Origin of the sequence: Paenarthrobacter sp. OM7, from assembly GCF_029873575.1 — a bacterium.
In the GTDB taxonomy this organism is placed as follows: domain Bacteria; phylum Actinomycetota; class Actinomycetes; order Actinomycetales; family Micrococcaceae; genus Arthrobacter.
This window is the reverse complement of sequence record NZ_CP123579.1, coordinates 3,368,672-3,385,722: the sequence shown is the minus strand read 5'-3', so window position 1 is coordinate 3,385,722 and position 17,051 is coordinate 3,368,672. Positions and strand designations below refer to the sequence as shown.

Genomic DNA, 17,051 nt, shown 5'->3' with positions numbered 1-17,051 from the left:
TGGTGTTCTGAAGGGCCGGTAATGTTTCTCGCTGTGCGTGCCTGCGCACATGTACCGGCGGAGCCCCTCAATGGCGAGGAAGCGTACTGCTGAAGAAACTGATGTGGAGAGGAAGCGATAGCTTCGTTGAAAGCCCTGGAAATTGACGACGACGGAGTCGTCACCGTATTGAGCGACGTCATGGAAGACCTGGGTGTCGGCAACGCCCGGTTGCTGCTGGCCCCGGCAGAGGACAACAGAACCGTTCGCGAAACTGTCATTGTTGATGCTGAAGACGACGACGAGATCCGCCCAGGCGCCCTGGTCATGTTGATCGGTGTTCGCGGGCGTGCGGCGCTCCCTGCACTCCGCCGCATCATGGTGGGCCGCCCCACAGCAGTTGCTGTCAAGGGCAGTGAACGCGAGTTGGAAGCCGCAGCAGAGTTGCTCCAACCGACCGGCATTGGACTGGTGGCTGTTGCCCCGGGGCTCCGCTGGGATAAGTTCGAGAGCATCGCGTTGGACCGGGTCCGTGAGAACGATGTGCCAGGCGAAACCCCCACGTCAGTTCACCGCGACTTGTTCGCGATCGCCCAAACCACGGCCACGCTGACCAATGGCCACGTGGTGATCGAAGATCCGGGCAACAGGGTGCTTGCGTACTCCCCGGCATCCAATGACGTTGACGAGCTCCGCCGGCTGTCCATCCTGGCGAGGCGTGGCCCTGAAAAGTACCAAAAACTCCTGAAGGAATCAGGGGTCTATAAGCACCTGCAGGCCACTGAAGCGCCTGTCCATGTGGAAGCCAACCTTGATGCGGGTCTCCGTGAACGTGTGGCAATCGGCATTCACGCGGGCAGCCGTGTCATGGGATACATCTGGTTGCAGGAAGGTGCTGAACCCTTGGCGGCCAACACAGACCGCATCATGGTGGGTGCGGCCCGGCACGCCGCCATCGAGTTGGTACGCCACCGCAATGAGCAGTCCCAGTCGATGCGCGAGGACCGGGTGTCCAGCCTGCTCAGTGGCACCGCCCAAGTCCATTCGCAGGCCCAATCGGCAGGCATTGATCCGTCGAAACCAGCTGCTTTGGTGCTGATCTCGGCGGGCGGGCTGAGCCAGAGCGCGGCGGGGCTTCAGCTCCGCAGGGGAGAGCTCTCCAAGGTGGCATCAATCCACGCGGCAGCCTACCGGCCAGGCGCCGTGGTGGGAGCGCTGGGGATGGAAACGGCCATCATCCTGCCTGACGTGGATCCACTGAAATCCCTCCCCGCCATCAACCGGCTGGTCAACACCATAGTTCGTGATGCCACCACCCACCTTCATTTCCAGGTGCAGGCAGCAGTTGGTCCCATCGTTCCGCGCCTTGACGCCCTGCACGCCACCCTTGATCACGTGCGCAGCGTCCTCAAAGTCATGGAAGCAACACCGGACGTGCGCGTGGCCTCATACAGCGACGTGGAAACAACAGTCCTGACCAGGGAATTGTTGGAGCTGCTGGAATCGCGGACCACCCTGCGTCATGCAGGAATTACCCGGCTGTGCAGCCGTTATCCGGAATTCGCGCTGACCCTCCTGACTTATCTGGAGTTCTTTGGCGACGTGAACCGGTGCGCCGAGGAATTGGCTGTCCACCGCAACACCGTTCATTACAGGCTCCGCCGCGCCTGCGAGGTGGCTGGCCTGGACCTGCACTCCGCAGATGAACGCCTGCTGGCACACCTCCAGATCAGGCTCTGGACCTACGCAGGGACCAAGGTCTAGAAACCATGGATATCCAGAATCTCCTCGACGACATCGTCGGGGCCGTGCAGCCGCATGTCGGCCAAGGAAACGTGGCTGACTACATCCCCCAGCTTGGGGCCGTGGATGCCCAACAATTCGGCATTTCGGTGGCCACCCGTGACGGCGAAGTGTATTCAGCCGGAGACGCCCACGTGGAGTTTTCCATCCAAAGCATCTCCAAGGTCTTTGCGCTCGCCTTGGTGCTGGCCTTCGACGGGGACAGCATTTGGAAACGGGTGTTCCGGGAGCCGTCGGGCAACCCCTTCAATTCATTGGTCCAGTTGGAAAGCGAAGACGGCATTCCCCGAAATCCGTTCATCAACGCCGGTGCAATAGTTGTGACGGACCGGCTCCTGAGCCTGACAGGAAACGCGGCCCACGCCGTGCGGGATTTGATGCGCCAGGAGACCAGCAAGGACAGCATCGATACCGATCACCACGTGGCTGGCTCGGAACTGGCCAACAGCCACCGCAATGCTTCCTTGGCCCACTTCCTGGCAAGCTGTGGCAACCTGGAGAACCCTGTGGAGGATGTCCTGGACTCTTATGCGAAGCAATGCGCAGTGGCCATGACGTGCGAAGACCTTGCGCTCGCAACCCGGTTCCTCGCCTCCAACGGCCTGGGCGCAGACGGGACACTGCTGTTGTCACCGGCGCAGACCAAGAGGATCAACGCCGTCATGCTCACGTGTGGAACGTACGACGCCGCGGGCGAATTCGCGTACCGCGTGGGCCTTCCGGGCAAGAGCGGCGTGGGCGGCGGCATCGTGGCCGTGGTTCCGAACAAGTGCTCCATCAGCGTGTGGAGCCCCGGTCTGGGAAGGTCCGGGAATTCGGTGGCGGGTGTCGCAGCGCTGGACGAATTCACCACACGTACTGGCTGGTCGGTGTTTTAGGCGCATGATGGAGGGATGACCCCCAAGGCAGGGAAGGCACCCAAAGCGGCGTTGGCGCCGGGAACCGAGCCCACCGCCGTCGAGTTCCTCGCGCGGCTCCAAGCCCGGCAGTCCGACGTCGAGCAGGCCAAATACCAGCGCTATTTCAAGACCGGCAAGGGTAACTATGCCGAGGGCGACTTCTTCCTGGGCGTCCGCATGGGCGAGGTTTTCACTCTGGCCAAGGAATTTGCAGCCATGCCACCGGAGGAGATCGAGAAGCTCCTGGAGCAGGACATCCACGAGGCCAGGGCTGGAGCCGTGAAGATCATGGCACTCCAAACGCAGAAAAAGAAGACCACGGAACAGCGGCGCCGCAACCTCTACGAGATGTACTTGCGCCGCCACGATCGCATCAACAATTGGGACCTCGTGGACCTGGGTGCGGGAAACGTGGTGGGTGGCTGGCTCATGGATAAGCCACGGGATCCGTTGTATGAACTGGCGCGCTCGGAGGATATGTGGGAGCGCCGGACGTCCATCGTCGCGACGTCGGCATTCATTCGTGAAGGCCAACTGGACGACACCTTCGCCATCGCAGAGATCCTGCTGCATGACAAAGAAGACCTCATCCACAAAGCAGTAGGCGGCTGGGTCCGCGACGCAGGGCGCAGCAGCCGCGAACGCCTGCTGGCGTTCCTGGACGAGCACGCCGCCACCATGCCTCGGACGGCGTTACGTTACGCGATCGAGCATCTGGGCAAGGAGCAGCGGGCCCACTACCTGACGCTTAAAGACAGGGTTTCCCCGAACTAGGCCGGGAATTATGTGACGTTGGATTACCCAGCGTTACCGGGTGTTTCCGAGCCTTTGAAGCATGTTACGGGGCCGCCCTACAGTTTTTTCATGGCAATACAGGACATTTACCCCACCGCGCTGCGGCTGCTTGGCCGCCCGGTGCTGGTGGTGGGCGGCGGCCCCGTCGCGGAGCGTCGCGCCAAAGGGCTGCTCGACGCCGGTGCGAAAGTTACCGTCGTCGCGCCCGTTGCCACCGAAAACCTCCACGGACTCGCCGCTTCCGGGCTGCTCAACCTGGAACAGCGCGAGTACCGCACGTCAGACCTCGACGGCGTCTGGTTCGTCCAGACAGCCACTGGCACCGCCGCTGTGGACACCCAGGTATCGGCCGACGCCGAGGCGCAGCGCCTCTGGTGCGTCAATGCCTCGGACCACGAAGCGTCAGCCGCGTGGACACCCGCCGTCGCCGTGGTGGACGACGTCAAGATCGCCATCAACGCCGGGGGAGACCCACGCCGTGCCATGGCTCTCCGCAATGCTGTTGCCACTGCCCTGGAAACAGGTGACCTGCCGCTGCGACGCCACCGTAAGCCGGACGCCGCTGGCAAGACTCCGGCTGGTTCTGTCGCCTTGGTGGGCGGCGGTCCGGGCGACTCGGGACTCATCACCGTCCGCGGTCGGCGCCTGCTTGGCCAGGCCGACGTCGTGGTTGCAGACCGACTTGGCCCGCGGGAGCTGCTGAAGGAACTTGCCCCGGACGTCCGCGTCATCGAGGTAGGCAAGACGCCCGGCCACCACCCGGTTCCGCAACTGGAGATCAACCGAATCCTTGTGGACGAAGCCCTGCAGGGTAACCGCGTGGTCCGCCTCAAAGGCGGCGACCCCTATGTCTTGGGGCGTGGTGGCGAGGAAGCAGAATTCTGCCGGCAGAACGGCGTCGAGGTTGAAGTGGTGTCCGGCGTGACGTCGGCAATCTCGGTTCCGGCCGCTGCGGGTATTCCCGTGACGCACCGCGGCTTGGCCAAGGGCTTCAGCGTGGTGACCGGCCATGAAGAGCTGTCCGAAGTCCCCGCACGCCCCGATCACACTGTGGTGTTGCTCATGGGAGTAGCGCAATTGCGTGATTCCGCGGCTGCGCTGGCAGGCTCGGGTCTGCCTTTGGACACACCAGTAGGTATCGTAGAGAACGGGTATTTGCCGGAACAGCGCGTCACCATTGGCACCTTGGGGACCATCGCGGACCAGGCAGAAGCCGTGGGCGTGGCCAATCCAGCGGTCATCGTGATCGGCGATGTTGTCCGTGTCAGCCCCTTTGCACCGCAGCACTTCAAGACCGCTGACTACAGCACTATTACTCCCAACCGTCCCCGCGTCCGCAGTAACTGAGAAGAAGAAGGAACACAGCCGTGTCAATTAGCACCCCCGTAGGTTCTGCGGACCGTCCGCTTCGCGTCGCCGTCATCGGCTCCGGCCCGGCCGGCGTGTACGCAGCTGACATCCTGACCAAAAGCGAAGCCGTCAAGAGCGGCGAACTCACCGTCAGCATCGACCTCTTCGACCGCTACCCGGCACCGTACGGCCTGATCCGCTACGGCGTTGCCCCGGACCACCCCCGCATCAAGGGCATTGTCAACGCCCTGCACAAGGTCCTGGACCGCGGCGACATCCGCTTCTTCGGCAACGTCGACTACGGCACGGACATCTCCATCGAGGACCTTCGTAAGCACTACGACGCCATCATCTTCGCCACTGGCGCCATCAAGGACGCGGACCTGAACATCCCGGGCATCGAACTCGAGGGCTCCTTCGGCGGCGCCGACTTCGTCTCCTGGTTCGATGGACACCCGGACGTTCCCCGTGAATGGCCGCTCGAGGCCAAGGAAATCGCCGTTCTGGGCAACGGCAACGTGGCCCTGGACGTGGCCCGCGTCCTGTCCAAGCACGCCGATGACCTGCTGGTCACGGAAATCCCGGACAACGTTTACGCCGGCCTGAAGAGCTCGCCCGTCACGGACGTGCACGTCTTCGGCCGCCGCGGTCCCGCCCAGGTGAAGTTCACCCCGCTGGAACTGCGCGAACTCTCGCACTCCAAGGACGTGGACATCATCCTCTACGCCGAGGACTTCGAATTCGACGAAGAGTCCGACCGCCAGGTCCAGACGAACAACCAGATCAAGACCATGGTTGGCACGCTGACCAACTGGATCGCCGAGCAGCCCGAGGACCTCTCCGAGCTCAAGGCTTCCCGTCGCCTGCACCTGCACTTCCTGCACAGCCCGGTGGAGATCGTGGACTCCGCCGAAACCCCGGGCAAGGTTGCGGGAATCAAGTTCGAACGCACTGAACTGGATGGCACGGGCAACGCCCGCGGCACCGGCGAGTTCATCGACTACCCGGTCCAGGCCGTGTACCGGGCCATCGGCTACTTCGGTTCGGCCCTGCCGGACGTCGAATTCGACCACAAGAAGGGTGTTGTCACCAACGACGGCGGTCGCGTCCTGGACGCCGACGGCCAGCACGTTCCGGGCCTCTACGCGACGGGCTGGATCAAGCGCGGGCCGGTCGGCCTCATCGGCCACACCAAGGGCGATGCCCTCGAAACCGTCACCTACCTCCTGGAAGACCGCGAGAACCTGCCGGTTGCCGAGGTCCCCGCCGCTGACGCGGTGGTGGAACTCCTTGACTCCCGCGGCGTGAAGTTCACCAGCTGGGAAGGCTGGCTGGCTCTGGACGCCCACGAGCTCGCGCTCGGTGCAGCAGCAACCGAGGCCGGCACCTCCCACGGTGTGGAGGTCAAGCGTGAGCGCATCAAGGTTGTGCCGCGTGAGGACATGGTCAACATCTCCCGTGATGGCGTAGCCGCACAGGTCTAGCTTCTGTAATGGCAGGCGGGGTCACGCACTTCACGTGTGTGGCCCCGCCGCTGCTTTTAAAGGGGTCAACCTTCAGCGGTACCCTGAACCATGGACGTCGTCGTCATCGAAACTCCCCAACTGGGGGACCGCAGCTACCTCGTGCATGACGGCACTGTGGCGTTGGTCATTGACCCTCAACGGGACATTGACCGGGTTGAAGCCGCAGCCTTGGCAGCCGGCGTCCGGATCACGCACGTAGCGGAAACCCACCTCCACAACGACTACGTCACAGGCGGCCTGGTTCTTGCCGGGAAGCACAGCGCTGACTATCTGGTGAACGCTGCCGATGAGGTTTCATTCGCCCGTGTCCCCGTTACCGACGGCCAGGTTCTCCATGTTGGCCGGCTCTTGGTAACAGTGGTGGCCACACCGGGTCACACCCACACGCACCTCTCGTACGTGGTCCGGGATGACGTGCACGACGGCGGCCGGGAGGCCGTGTTTTCCGGCGGCAGCTTGCTCTACGGTTCGGTGGGGCGGACGGACCTGGTCTCGCCGGACGACACCGCGAAGCTGGCCCACGACCAGTACTCGTCGGTCCGCCGATTGGTGGACTCTGCGGATCCTGATGCGGCGCTCTACCCGACCCACGGCTTCGGATCGTTCTGTTCCATCGGCCCCGCGAGCCACCAGGAATCATCAACGATCGGCGAGCAGGCCAAGTCCAACCACGCCTTGACGGATCCCAATGAAGACCATTTCGTCTCGGAATTGTTGGAGAACATCACGGCCTACCCTGCGTACTACGCCCACATGAGCCCGCTCAATGCCGCCGGTGTTGGCCCGGCAACCCTTGACGTTCCGGAATCCGTGGATGCTGAGGAACTGAGCCGTCGCTTGCGGGCAGGGGAGTGGGTGGTGGATCTGCGTCATCGCGTGGCCTTCGCGGACAGTCATCTTCACGGCAGCGTGAGCTTCGAGTATGGGACGGGCGACAACTTCACCAGCTACCTTGGCTGGGTGATCCCGTGGAACCAGCCGCTCACGTTGCTGGGCCCGGTGGAAGAGGTTGAAAAGGCGATCCGGGACCTGGCGAGGATCGGCATCGACAGTCCGGATGCCGCCGTCGGGCTTCACGCCAAGCCCTTGGATCTGGGTGCGTTGGCGCCCGGGTCTCCACAGGTGGGCTACCCGCACGGGGACTGGACTGCGTTGCTGAAAAGCCGGGAGCCGGAAGACATGGTTTTGGACGTCCGCCGGCCGGAAGAATTCAAGGTCTCGCATGTCAGGGGAGCGCGCAATATTCCTGTCTACGATCTGCTCGGCAGGATCACGGAGTTACCGGATGCCCGGATCTGGGTACACTGCGCCACGGGTTACAGGGCGAGTGTTGCCGCCAGCCTGCTGGACCGGGCCGGTCGGAAGGTGGTGCTGATCAACGCCAGGTTCAAGGACGCCGCAGGGGCAGGGGTCGAAACGACTCCGTAAACCGTTGCTGAGCTAACGCGGCGCCTGATCCGAGCAGTAGTCCAGGTTTCGGTACACGCTCTGCACGGCGGCATCGGGATCGTGGGCTTCCAAGGCGTCTACCAGCTCGTCATGGCCTTCGCGGGGGATGCCGTTGAAACCGCCCTTGCGCTGCTGCCGGAGGAGGTCATTGTGGAACACCCCGCCAAACGAAACATACAGCTGGTGCAGCAAAGGATTACCTGATGCCAAGGCAACCCGTTCGTGGAATTCCCAGTCGGCGCTGGCCCACGTGGGGTAGTCCTCGGCCTGCCAGGCGTCATGGCGGAGCGCGAGGAGTCGGCGCATCTCGGCCAGGTCCTCGGCCGTGGCGTGCTTGGTGGCCAGGCGTGCGGCCTGCGTATCCAGGCCGAGCCGGACTTCCACTATGTGTTCCTGCGTGTGCTCCAGGTACATGCGCTGGGCTGCGCCTGACATTTCACTGTTTGCCCGAACATACGTGCCGTCTCCCCGGCGGACCTCCAACATGCCCGAGTGGGCCAGTGCCTTGATGGCTTCGCGCAGGGTTCCCCGCGAAACACCCAAGGTGGACATCAGCTCAGGCTCAGCAGGGATGCGTTCCTGGAGCGGCCATTCACCGGACTTGATCATGTCCCGCAGCTTGGCGGTGATCTCCTCGGCCAGGGCCGGGCGATGCGAAGGGGTCAGGGTCATGCAGTCCTCGGTCCGGTCTTGGTGGCAGTGCGCTTGCTGGTGAGCATGTGGCAGGTAACCATGAGCGCCACGGCCACGATGGACAGCAGGCCCAGGGGCAGCACCCAGCCGCCGGTGGCGCTGTGGAGCAGGCCCATGCCAAACGGGCCGATTGCCGCAATCAAGTATCCCAGCGATTGGGCGATGGTGGACAGTGCGGTGGTTTCCGCAGTCGACCGTCCGCTGCGGCTGATGATGACCAGGACCAGCGGGAAGATGCCCAAACCAAAACCGAACAGCACCGCCGGAACAACCGCCAGTGACGTCGGCAGCCAAATCATGGCGGCAATCGCCAGCAAAGTGGAGCTGCTGGCCAGGTAGAGGGCGGGGCGGAGCATGCCGGGCCGGGAGCCGAAGGCGAGCAGGATCATGCCGGCGGCCACGGAGACCAACTGCATCACGCCGAACTGCAGGCCGCTCTCAGAGGCGCTGAGGCCTTGGGAGGTCAGGATGTAGGCGAACCAGCTCATCACTGCGTATGCCAGGAAAGCCTGGAAGGTGAAGATCGCGGTAATCAGGATGCCCAGCCGGGTGCGGAGCAACGGCCACATGGAGACCCGCGGCCGATCAGTCTTGGTGGTGTTCCGGTGGGTGTGCAGGACTATCGGCAGGAAGCCGAGGAGGGCTGCGACACCCAGCAGGCCCCAGGCAGCCAGACCCATGGAGGGTGACCCGAGTTCCTGCGCCAAGGGAACGCTGACGACTGCGGCGAAGGTGGCGCCACCGGACATGGTGAAGGTATAAAGGCCGGTCATCATGGAGGTGCGCTCGGAGTAGTGCTCGCGGATGAATGACGGCATGGCCACGTTGCATACTGCCAGTCCGGACATGGCCAGGACGGTGCCACCGAGGAGGGTGCCCGTCACCGGAACGCCACGCACCAGCAATCCGCCGGCCAGCAGCGCTAAAGCAATGGCGATGGCTTTCTCGACGCCGACCCGCCGAGTCAGCCAGGACGTTCCCATGCCCGCGACGGCGAAGCACAAAAGCGGAATGGAAGGCAGGATGGAAGCCACCAAGGCCCCATACCCCAGGACCTGCTGCAGTTCGTGGAACAGGGCTGCGGCGCTGGTGATGCCGGCCCGCAGGTTCAGGCCGATGAGCACCACGGCAATAATGCCGACGACGGCGACGACGCGCGTCTTGGGGACTGCCGGGCTTGCCGAAAGCCCGGGCGTCACCTGGGCAGGGCTAACAGTAGGGATGTTTCCAGTGCTGGGGGTAAGAGGAGTCGTCGCGGCCATACCTAAAGGTTAGACGTTTGACGTCTAATGTCTAGAGTTATGTGGCGAAGCTCTCCGCATATGGTCGCGGGAGGCGTTTCAGCGCGGGTTGCGCGAGCCCAAACGCTGCACCGCCAAGGCCAGCCACAGCTGCACACGGTCCGGCGTTTGGGAGGGGTCGTAGCCCGTCAATTCGGTGATCTGTGCAAGGCGGTACCGCACTGTATTCCGGTGCAACGTCAGGGCTTCCGCCACTGCAGCCACTGACCCGTTGTGGTTCAGATAGCTTTCCAGTGTGGCCACCAGTTCGGCCCCGTGGGCGGCGTCGAACTTCCGCAGTGGTGTGAGGGACTCGCTGGCCATGTCCGCGAGAGGAACGTCCTCGCTGGCCAGCAACAGGGATGTCAGGCTGAGGCGTTCCGGCTCGTTGACCGGCAAGCCGTGCGCCACGGCGTCGCGCGCCTCAAAGTAGCTCCAGCGCAAACCGTTCGGCTTGGTGTAGGCGCCGCCGATGCCGATCACGGCATGGATTCCGGCCTCCTGAAGATGATCGCTGAGGCTCTTGGCCAAAGCCGTGGCGGAACTGCCGTCATCGCTGACCACCGTGACCAGGTCCTTTCCGACGACGGCGCTGACGCCCGCTTCAAGCGCTTGGGGCAGCGAAATGCTGACCAGTTGCTTATGGTGTGCGGTGGATTCGGCAACAAGCACGACGTTCTTCCTGGTGCTGTTGATGCCAACGCCGGCCAAGCGGCGGGCGGCCTCGATGGTTTCCAGGGTGCCGTGGATAACATCGTCCAGAACCTGCCCGGCCATGGCCCGTTGGGACTGGCGCTGCTTGACCATGTTATTGAGCTCAACGCTGATGAGGTTCTGCGCGTAGCTGACGATTCCGGAGTCCACAAAGGGCTGCCTGAGCCAAAGTGTGCAGGCGTCCCTGCGGCCGGTGGGAATCGGATACGACGCCCAGCCATCCGCCGTCGGGGCCGGCTTCCCGGCCACGCTGTTGTAGAGCTGCGCGCTGAACTGGGTGAGCACAACCTCAGTGCGGAGCATACTTCCCAGCTGTTTGAGGAGTTCGTTCAAGCCGCCGCCGGTGAGGAGCGAGCGGGCCAGGATCTGGTGTCCGGCCAGGAGTCGTTCCAAATTGGAATAGTGGTCCGCCGAGTGCGACTCCGCCACGAGCTTTCCGATGGCGATGAAGGGGATTTCGTAGGGCACCTGCACGAGCGGGAGGCCCCAGCGGTTGGCTTCGGCAATGAGGGCTTCCGGAACCGCCTCGTGCGTGAGGCCGATGCCGAAACCGATGCCCACGGCACCTGCGCGCTGGACCTGACGGACAAAGCGCCGCTGGTCGGCAGCGCTCTTGAGGCGCAACCCCGTGGTGAGGACCAGTTCCCCGCCGCTGAGGAAGCGCTGTGGGTCCTCCAATTCCGTCACGGCAACCCAGCTGATGTCCTGGTTCCACGTCGTCTCGGCGAGGCCGGCTTGGCGGAGTTTCAGGGAGGGGACAGCGACGAGGGAAGCGAGGGACATTGCCATGCTTAAAAGCGTAACCCGGGGCTGGTCAAGCGCACTAAGCCGGGGGTTGTTGTGTGTGCAGCTGACTATTCCTTGCACCCCCTCCCTGGCATAGGCTCTGATCAGCTAAAACCCATGCCCAGACACCGAAAGAGGTTGCACACCGTGGTTCAAACCTTGCAGAACTTCATCAACGGCGAATTCGTTACGCCGGCAGGTACGGGTCTTCTGGACATCGTGAACCCCACCAATGGGGAAATCGTTGCCAAGTCGCCGATTTCGGTGCAGGCCGACGTCGATGCCGCCATGACCGCAGCGGCCGACGCGTTCAAGACCTGGAAGCACGTTACCCCCGGCCAGCGTCAGCTTATGCTGCTCAAGCTTGCCGACGCAGTGGAGGCCAACAGCGACGAACTCGTTGAGGCCCAGCACCGCAACACCGGACAGGTGCGCTCCTTGATCGCCTCCGAAGAGGTCGCCGCAGGTGCAGACCAGCTCCGCTTCTTCGCCGGCGCTGCACGCATCATGGAAGGCAAGTCGGCAGGCGAGTACTTCGAGGGCCACACCTCCTACGTACGCCGCGAACCGATCGGCGTCGTAGCCCAGGTTGCTCCGTGGAACTACCCGTTCCTCATGGCCATCTGGAAGATCGGCCCCGCCCTGGCTGCCGGCAACACCGTTGTCCTCAAGCCCTCCGACACCACTCCGGAATCCACCCTGGTACTGGCACGCCTCGCCGGTGAGATCTTCCCGGCCGGCGTCCTCAACGTCGTCCTCGGCACCGGTGAAACCGGCGCCATGATGGTGGACCACAAGGTCCCCGGCCTGGTCTCCATCACCGGTTCCGTCCGTGCAGGCATCGCCGTGGCAAGCGGCGCAGCCAAGGGCCTCAAGCGGGCACACCTGGAACTTGGCGGCAAGGCTCCGGCCATCGTCTTCAAGGACGCCGACATCAAGAAGAGCGCCGCGGCCATTGCCGAGTTCGCGTTCTTCAACGCCGGCCAGGATTGCACCGCCATCACCCGCGTGCTGGTGGAAGACTCCGTTCACGACGACGTCGTGGCAGCCATGGTGGAACACACCAAGACACTGCACACCGGTTCGCAGAACGACGAAGACAACTACTTCGGCCCGCTCAACAATGTGAACCACTTCAACGCCGTCACCTCCGTAGTGGAGCACCTCCCGGCCAACTGCAAGATCGAAACCGGTGGCCACCGGGCAGGCGAGAAGGGCTTCTTCTTCGAGCCCACCATCATCTCCGGGGCCAAGCAGACCGACGACATCGTGCAGAAGGAAACCTTCGGTCCGGTCATCACCGTGCAGAAGTTCAGCACTGAAGCCGAAGCACTCGAGCTGGCCAACGACGTCGAATACGCCCTGGCGTCCAGCGTCTGGACCACCGACCACGGTACGGCCATGCGCATGAGCCGCGACCTGGACTTCGGTGCGGTCTGGATCAACACCCACATCCTCCTGACGGCAGAGATGCCGCACGGTGGCTTCAAGCAGTCCGGCTACGGCAAGGACCTCTCCATGTACGGCGTTGAGGACTACACGCGCATCAAGCACGTGATGAGTGCACTCGACGCGTAGCGCGTTCGCCCCACCCGTACGAATTTCCCAGAAAGGCAACCACCACATGACCACCACCGCGAACGAACTCTCGTACCGCATCGAGCAGAAGCGCAACATCAACGGCGCCTTCCCCGGCCCCAAGTCGCAGGCACTGGCAGAGCGTCGCTCCGCCGTCGTAGCTGCCGGCGTCGCCTCGGGCGTCCCCGTCTACGTTGAAGACGCCGACGGCGGCATCATCCGCGACGTCGACGGCAACTCCTTCATCGACCTCGGCTCCGGCATCGCCGTGACCAGCGTCGGCGCGTCCGACCCCGCCGTCGTTGCCGCTGTCCAGGAAGCTGCCGCGCACTTCACGCACACCTGCTTCATGGTGACCCCGTACGAGGGCTACGTTGCAGTTGCCGAGCAGCTCAACCGCCTCACCCCGGGCGACCACGCCAAGCGCACCGTGCTGTTCAACTCCGGCGCTGAAGCCGTGGAGAACGCCGTCAAGGTTGCACGCCTGGCCACCGGCCGCGACGCCGTCGTAGCTTTCGACCACGCGTACCACGGCCGCACCAACCTGACCATGGCACTCACCGCCAAGGCCATGCCGTACAAGACCAACTTCGGCCCGTTCGCGCCCGAGGTCTACCGCATGCCCATGAGCTACCCCTTCCGTGAAGAGAACCCGGAGATCACGGGTGCTGAGGCCGCCAAGCGCGCCATCACCATGATCGAGAAGCAGATCGGTGGCGACCAGGTTGCCGCGATCATCATCGAACCCATTCAGGGCGAGGGCGGCTTCATCGTTCCGGCCGAAGGCTTCCTGCCGGCACTGTCCGCATGGGCCAAGGAAAAGGGCATTGTCTTCATCGCCGACGAGGTCCAGTCCGGCTTCTGCCGCACGGGCGAATGGTTCGCCGTTGACCACGAAGGTGTTGTCCCGGACATCATCACCATGGCCAAGGGCATCGCCGGCGGCCTCCCGCTGTCCGCGATCACCGGCCGCGCCGACCTGCTCGACGCCGTCCACCCGGGCGGCCTCGGCGGCACCTACGGCGGCAACCCGGTTGCTTGCGCAGCAGCACTGGCAGCCATCGACACCATGGAACAGCACGACCTCAACGGCCGCGCCCGCCACATCGAAGAGCTCGCCCTGGGCAAGCTCCGCGAGCTGGCGGAAGAAGTTTCCGTGGTGGGCGACATCCGTGGCCGTGGCGCCATGCTGGCCATCGAGCTCGTTCAGCCCGGCTCCAAGGAACCGAACGCTGAGCTCACCAAGGCCGTTGCTGCCGCTTGCCTCCAGGAAGGTGTCATCATCCTGACCTGTGGTACCTACGGCAACGTGATCCGTCTGCTCCCGCCGCTGGTCATCAGCGACGAGCTGCTCATCGACGGCCTCGAGGTCCTCGCCGCAGCCATCAAGGCACACGCTTAAGTCTTCACGCTGTAGACAGGAGGAGGGCCGGGATTTCCCGGCCCTCCTTTTGTGTCTCTGCGCCGAGATCGCGGGAGCGCGTCGTGTTCGCCGGAGCTTTCCGGGCGTGTTGGCGCCGTTCCCGCGATCTCGGCGCTGGGAACACTGAACGCTCGACGGCGGATCGCGCCTAGCTGCCCAGCGTCAGGTTTTTCTGGTGGCCGTGTCCGTCGAGTTGGACCTCGATGACCAGCGGATTGGCGCTCACCAGGGACACCCCGGCATCGGAATCCACCAGCGTGTGCCACGTTGCGCCCGGGAGGGTGACCCTCACGGATGCCTGGGTGCGGGACGGATCTGCCACGGACAGCGTCAGCTTGTCACCGTTTTGGTGCGCGGCGACGGTGCATGGTCCGGACGCTGTGTATCCGCCGGCGGAACCTGTCGCGAAGAAGTTGGCCATCACCAGCTTGTCCTTGGCCACTTCCACCATCTGGACCCCGGCAGAGTTGGCCAGGACCTTCACGTCGGGGCTTGCTGACTGGGAGAACGTGGTGGAGTGGCCTGCAGCCGGCAGGACCATATACGCGTAGCCGGACGCCACCGGGTCTTTGCCATGGCGGTGAGTGATGGTCACATAATCCCGCGAGACGGGATCGGTGGTGCCGCCGGTGTCTGCCCCTGAATTGACGTCGAACCAGCTTCCCGTCCGGCTGACGACGGCAACCTCGGGTGTTCCCGAAACGCCGGGTGCGTCGAGGAACACGTAACCTCCGTGGCCTTCGAGGTGCACGGAACGCTCCACGACAACGGGTGTATCACCGGCGCCCATCCGACGATTTCGGGAATCGGTCCTCACAGCCGGCACTGAACCTGCGGCGAACGACCTGTTCTCCACAGTGGTCATGACTGCCGTACCTCCCGTGCCGGTGATGCCCGCGCCGAGGCAGACCACCGCGTCATCCAGGAAGAACCACGACTTCCGGCCGGAAAGCGTCTTGTTGTGGTTGAGGTGGTCCATGCCGATCACACCCCAACGGCCGCCTACTGTGAGGCCGCCGGCGAAGGCTTGGAAGGCGCGGGGGATCCCGGTCCCTGCTCCCCCTGCACCGCTCGCCCGGACCTGGTCATTGACGGTGGTCCCGGGCAGGGCATAGGGGTCCACGGTGGGCCAGAAGTCAGCGCTGAACTGGGACGGATCGGTTCGCGTGTACAGGAAGGTCATGCCATCACCCTGGTACCAGCCGAGGTTGTTCTCGCTGTTGCCCCATTCGTAGCGGCCGATCCTCTTGGAAGAGAGGTTCACCGTGCAGCCCCACTGGGGGCGGTGATGGACCAGTCGGTCCTGGTCGGCGAACATGCGGCTGTAGACGGGCGCCGGGACAGCGACTACGGCGGAATCGGAGAGGACGCCCAGGGACAGCAAGGACTTTGCCAGGCTCTGCGTCGGATGCCCCACGAGTTTCTGGTCCGCGCAGCGTTCCAACCAGCCCTTGGCCAGAGCCAGGAATCGTGAACGGTAGGGCTCGTCGCAACCCGGTGCCAGCAACAGGACCGCAGAGATGAGTCCGAACCCGCTGACGTAGTCGGGTTCGCGCTGACGGGAGACCGCACGCCCTCGGATGGTGTCCATGATGCGGCCGTCCCACACGAACGGGGCGTAGGTGTCCTCCACGGCGTCCAAGAGTACGGAACGTTTGGGGTCGTTGATTGCCCAGCTGCTGCCACCCAACATTGCGATGATCTCGGCGATCCCTGCCAAGGCCACCACTCCGTATGTTCCTGCGTAGGGGAGGTAGGAGTGCTGAACGTAGGAACCATCAGCGTAGAAGCCGTCACCACTGGTGACGTAGGTAAAGACACTGTTGGTCCCGCCGCGCACGGTATCGCTCAGGGCGTCCCGGCCCACGGTGATCTCGTCCGCCCTGTTGTCCAGTATGCCCCGCATGCAGCAGGCCAGTGACTTGTCCACCCGGTTGGCGCCTGTTTCTGCCAGGGATGTAGCACGGCCGCGCCAGTTGGGGTTGGGGGCGAACCAGCGGACGGCTGCCAGCAGGGATGTCCGCAAGGCTTCCGGGACTTCCGCATGAAGCAGCGTCAGGATGTCCACGGTCTTGCGGGGGACGCCAATCTCCCAGAACCACCAGTTCCCTGCTGCTTTGATGGACGGCTTGTACGCAGTGCTGCTGAGAAGTTGAAGCCCGGCAACAATGTCTGCGGCCAGCTCAGGGTTCCCTGCGTAGGGGTTGCCCTGGACCGCGTATCCAAGTGCCATGTCGTAGAGCCGGTTGAAGTGCAGGCCCATGTTGCCGGTAGCTGCGGCGGACTGTCCGATCCCGGTCAAAGGGATGTCGCTCCACAGCGACGTTCGTGCAGCGGTCTTGTCCATGGACGTCCACCACTTTTCGGCGGTCTTGCCCATTCCTTCAAGCTGGGCAGCGAGTTCGGGGATGTCTGCTGCGTTTCGACCACCTGTCAGCACCAGGCGCCTGCGGTTGATGAGCTCCTGCAACCCTGGATCCGAGGCCGCAAAAGACGGTCCGGCGTGGGAAAGAAGTGCACCCGCGAGGGCGGCTGCCCCTGCGGTTTGGAAAAGGGTCCGGCGGCTCATAGTGGGTCCGTTGAAGTTCAAAACTGCTCCGTTCAAGGCTGCGGCCCGGAACGCCACCCCACCCAACAGATATGCGACGGCGGTCTTCCCAGCGATGGGAAGGGCCACGACAAGCAGCTAAGAGGGCGACCAGGCGTTGAGGGCGAGAGGTGGACGTGGTGGGGAAAGTTTCCGCAACCTTATGTCCGAGTCCCGGCTCTCTCAACA

12 protein-coding genes are annotated in these 17,051 nt (G+C 63.8%); 8 read left to right on the top strand and 4 right to left on the bottom strand.

Annotated elements, in window-relative coordinates:
- Positions 1–126 precede the first annotated feature (126 nt).
- The 6 genes from QEH68_RS15630 to QEH68_RS15605 all read left to right on the top strand — a co-directional run bounded on the left by QEH68_RS15630 (position 127) and on the right by QEH68_RS15605 (position 7,780).
- Positions 127–1,743, top strand: coding sequence for a helix-turn-helix domain-containing protein (locus tag QEH68_RS15630; RefSeq protein ID WP_280623322.1), 1,617 nt, complete (start codon positions 127–129; stop codon positions 1,741–1,743).
- Positions 1,744–1,748: 5 nt separating this feature from the next.
- Entirely contained in the window at positions 1,749–2,660 is a 912-nt protein-coding gene (locus tag QEH68_RS15625; RefSeq protein ID WP_207594336.1) for a glutaminase, read from the top strand.
- 15 nt (positions 2,661–2,675) lie between these two features.
- Complete coding sequence (locus tag QEH68_RS15620) at positions 2,676–3,455, top strand: DNA alkylation repair protein (RefSeq protein ID WP_207594335.1); 780 nt, start codon at positions 2,676–2,678, stop codon at positions 3,453–3,455.
- Between the two features lie 90 nt (positions 3,456–3,545).
- On the top strand, positions 3,546–4,823 hold the full coding sequence (gene cobA / locus QEH68_RS15615; RefSeq protein WP_207594334.1) for a uroporphyrinogen-III C-methyltransferase: 1,278 nt from the start codon (positions 3,546–3,548) through the stop codon (positions 4,821–4,823).
- A gap of 20 nt (positions 4,824–4,843) precedes the next feature.
- On the top strand, positions 4,844–6,310 hold the full coding sequence (locus QEH68_RS15610; RefSeq protein WP_207594333.1) for an FAD-dependent oxidoreductase: 1,467 nt from the start codon (positions 4,844–4,846) through the stop codon (positions 6,308–6,310).
- A 90-nt stretch (positions 6,311–6,400) separates the two neighbouring features.
- Positions 6,401–7,780, top strand: coding sequence for an MBL fold metallo-hydrolase (locus QEH68_RS15605; protein ID WP_280623321.1), 1,380 nt, complete (start codon positions 6,401–6,403; stop codon positions 7,778–7,780).
- A gap of 12 nt (positions 7,781–7,792) precedes the next feature.
- On the opposite strand, the gene QEH68_RS15600 is transcribed toward QEH68_RS15605, so the two are convergent.
- From QEH68_RS15600 to QEH68_RS15590, 3 genes are all read right to left on the bottom strand, one after another.
- Positions 7,793–8,473, bottom strand: a complete 681-nt coding sequence (locus QEH68_RS15600) for a FadR/GntR family transcriptional regulator (RefSeq protein ID WP_207594331.1) — start codon at positions 8,471–8,473, stop codon at positions 7,793–7,795.
- Positions 8,470–9,756 carry an MFS transporter gene (locus tag QEH68_RS15595; protein WP_280623320.1) on the bottom strand — a complete coding sequence of 429 codons (1,287 nt, stop codon included), beginning with the start codon at positions 9,754–9,756 and terminating at the stop codon, positions 8,470–8,472. The genes QEH68_RS15600 and QEH68_RS15595 overlap by 4 nt, the downstream gene beginning before the upstream one ends.
- 78 nt (positions 9,757–9,834) lie before the next feature.
- Positions 9,835–11,277, bottom strand: coding sequence for a PucR family transcriptional regulator (locus QEH68_RS15590; protein WP_207594329.1), 1,443 nt, complete (start codon positions 11,275–11,277; stop codon positions 9,835–9,837).
- 144 nt (positions 11,278–11,421) lie between these two features.
- Between QEH68_RS15590 and QEH68_RS15585 the strand changes: the two genes are divergently transcribed.
- The gene (locus tag QEH68_RS15585) at positions 11,422–12,852 is read left to right on the top strand and encodes an aminobutyraldehyde dehydrogenase (protein WP_207594328.1); all 1,431 of its coding nucleotides are present in this window, start codon (positions 11,422–11,424) and stop codon (positions 12,850–12,852) included.
- Between the two features lie 46 nt (positions 12,853–12,898).
- Entirely contained in the window at positions 12,899–14,254 is a 1,356-nt protein-coding gene (gabT, locus tag QEH68_RS15580; RefSeq protein WP_280623319.1) for a 4-aminobutyrate--2-oxoglutarate transaminase, read from the top strand.
- Between the two features lie 169 nt (positions 14,255–14,423).
- Here the strand turns inward: gabT and QEH68_RS15575 are convergent, their stop codons facing one another.
- Positions 14,424–16,952 (bottom strand): polysaccharide lyase 8 family protein, encoded by a 2,529-nt coding sequence (locus QEH68_RS15575; protein ID WP_280623318.1) that lies wholly within the window; start codon positions 16,950–16,952, stop codon positions 14,424–14,426.
- Positions 16,953–17,051: the final 99 nt, after the last annotated feature.

Excerpts from the sequence above, each read along its gene's own strand:
- QEH68_RS15625 (WP_207594336.1), top strand. The coding sequence starts at position 1,749 with ATGGATATCCAGAATCTCCTCGACGACATCGTCGGGGCCGTGCAGCCG.
- QEH68_RS15620 (WP_207594335.1), top strand. The coding sequence starts at position 2,676 with ATGACCCCCAAGGCAGGGAAGGCACCCAAAGCGGCGTTGGCGCCGGGA.
- cobA (WP_207594334.1), top strand. The coding sequence starts at position 3,546 with ATGGCAATACAGGACATTTACCCCACCGCGCTGCGGCTGCTTGGCCGC.
- QEH68_RS15605 (WP_280623321.1), top strand. The coding sequence starts at position 6,401 with ATGGACGTCGTCGTCATCGAAACTCCCCAACTGGGGGACCGCAGCTAC.
- QEH68_RS15600 (WP_207594331.1), bottom strand. The coding sequence starts at position 8,473 with ATGACCCTGACCCCTTCGCATCGCCCGGCCCTGGCCGAGGAGATCACC.
- QEH68_RS15595 (WP_280623320.1), bottom strand. The coding sequence starts at position 9,756 with ATGGCCGCGACGACTCCTCTTACCCCCAGCACTGGAAACATCCCTACT.
- QEH68_RS15590 (WP_207594329.1), bottom strand. The coding sequence starts at position 11,277 with ATGGCAATGTCCCTCGCTTCCCTCGTCGCTGTCCCCTCCCTGAAACTC.
- gabT (WP_280623319.1), top strand. The coding sequence starts at position 12,899 with ATGACCACCACCGCGAACGAACTCTCGTACCGCATCGAGCAGAAGCGC.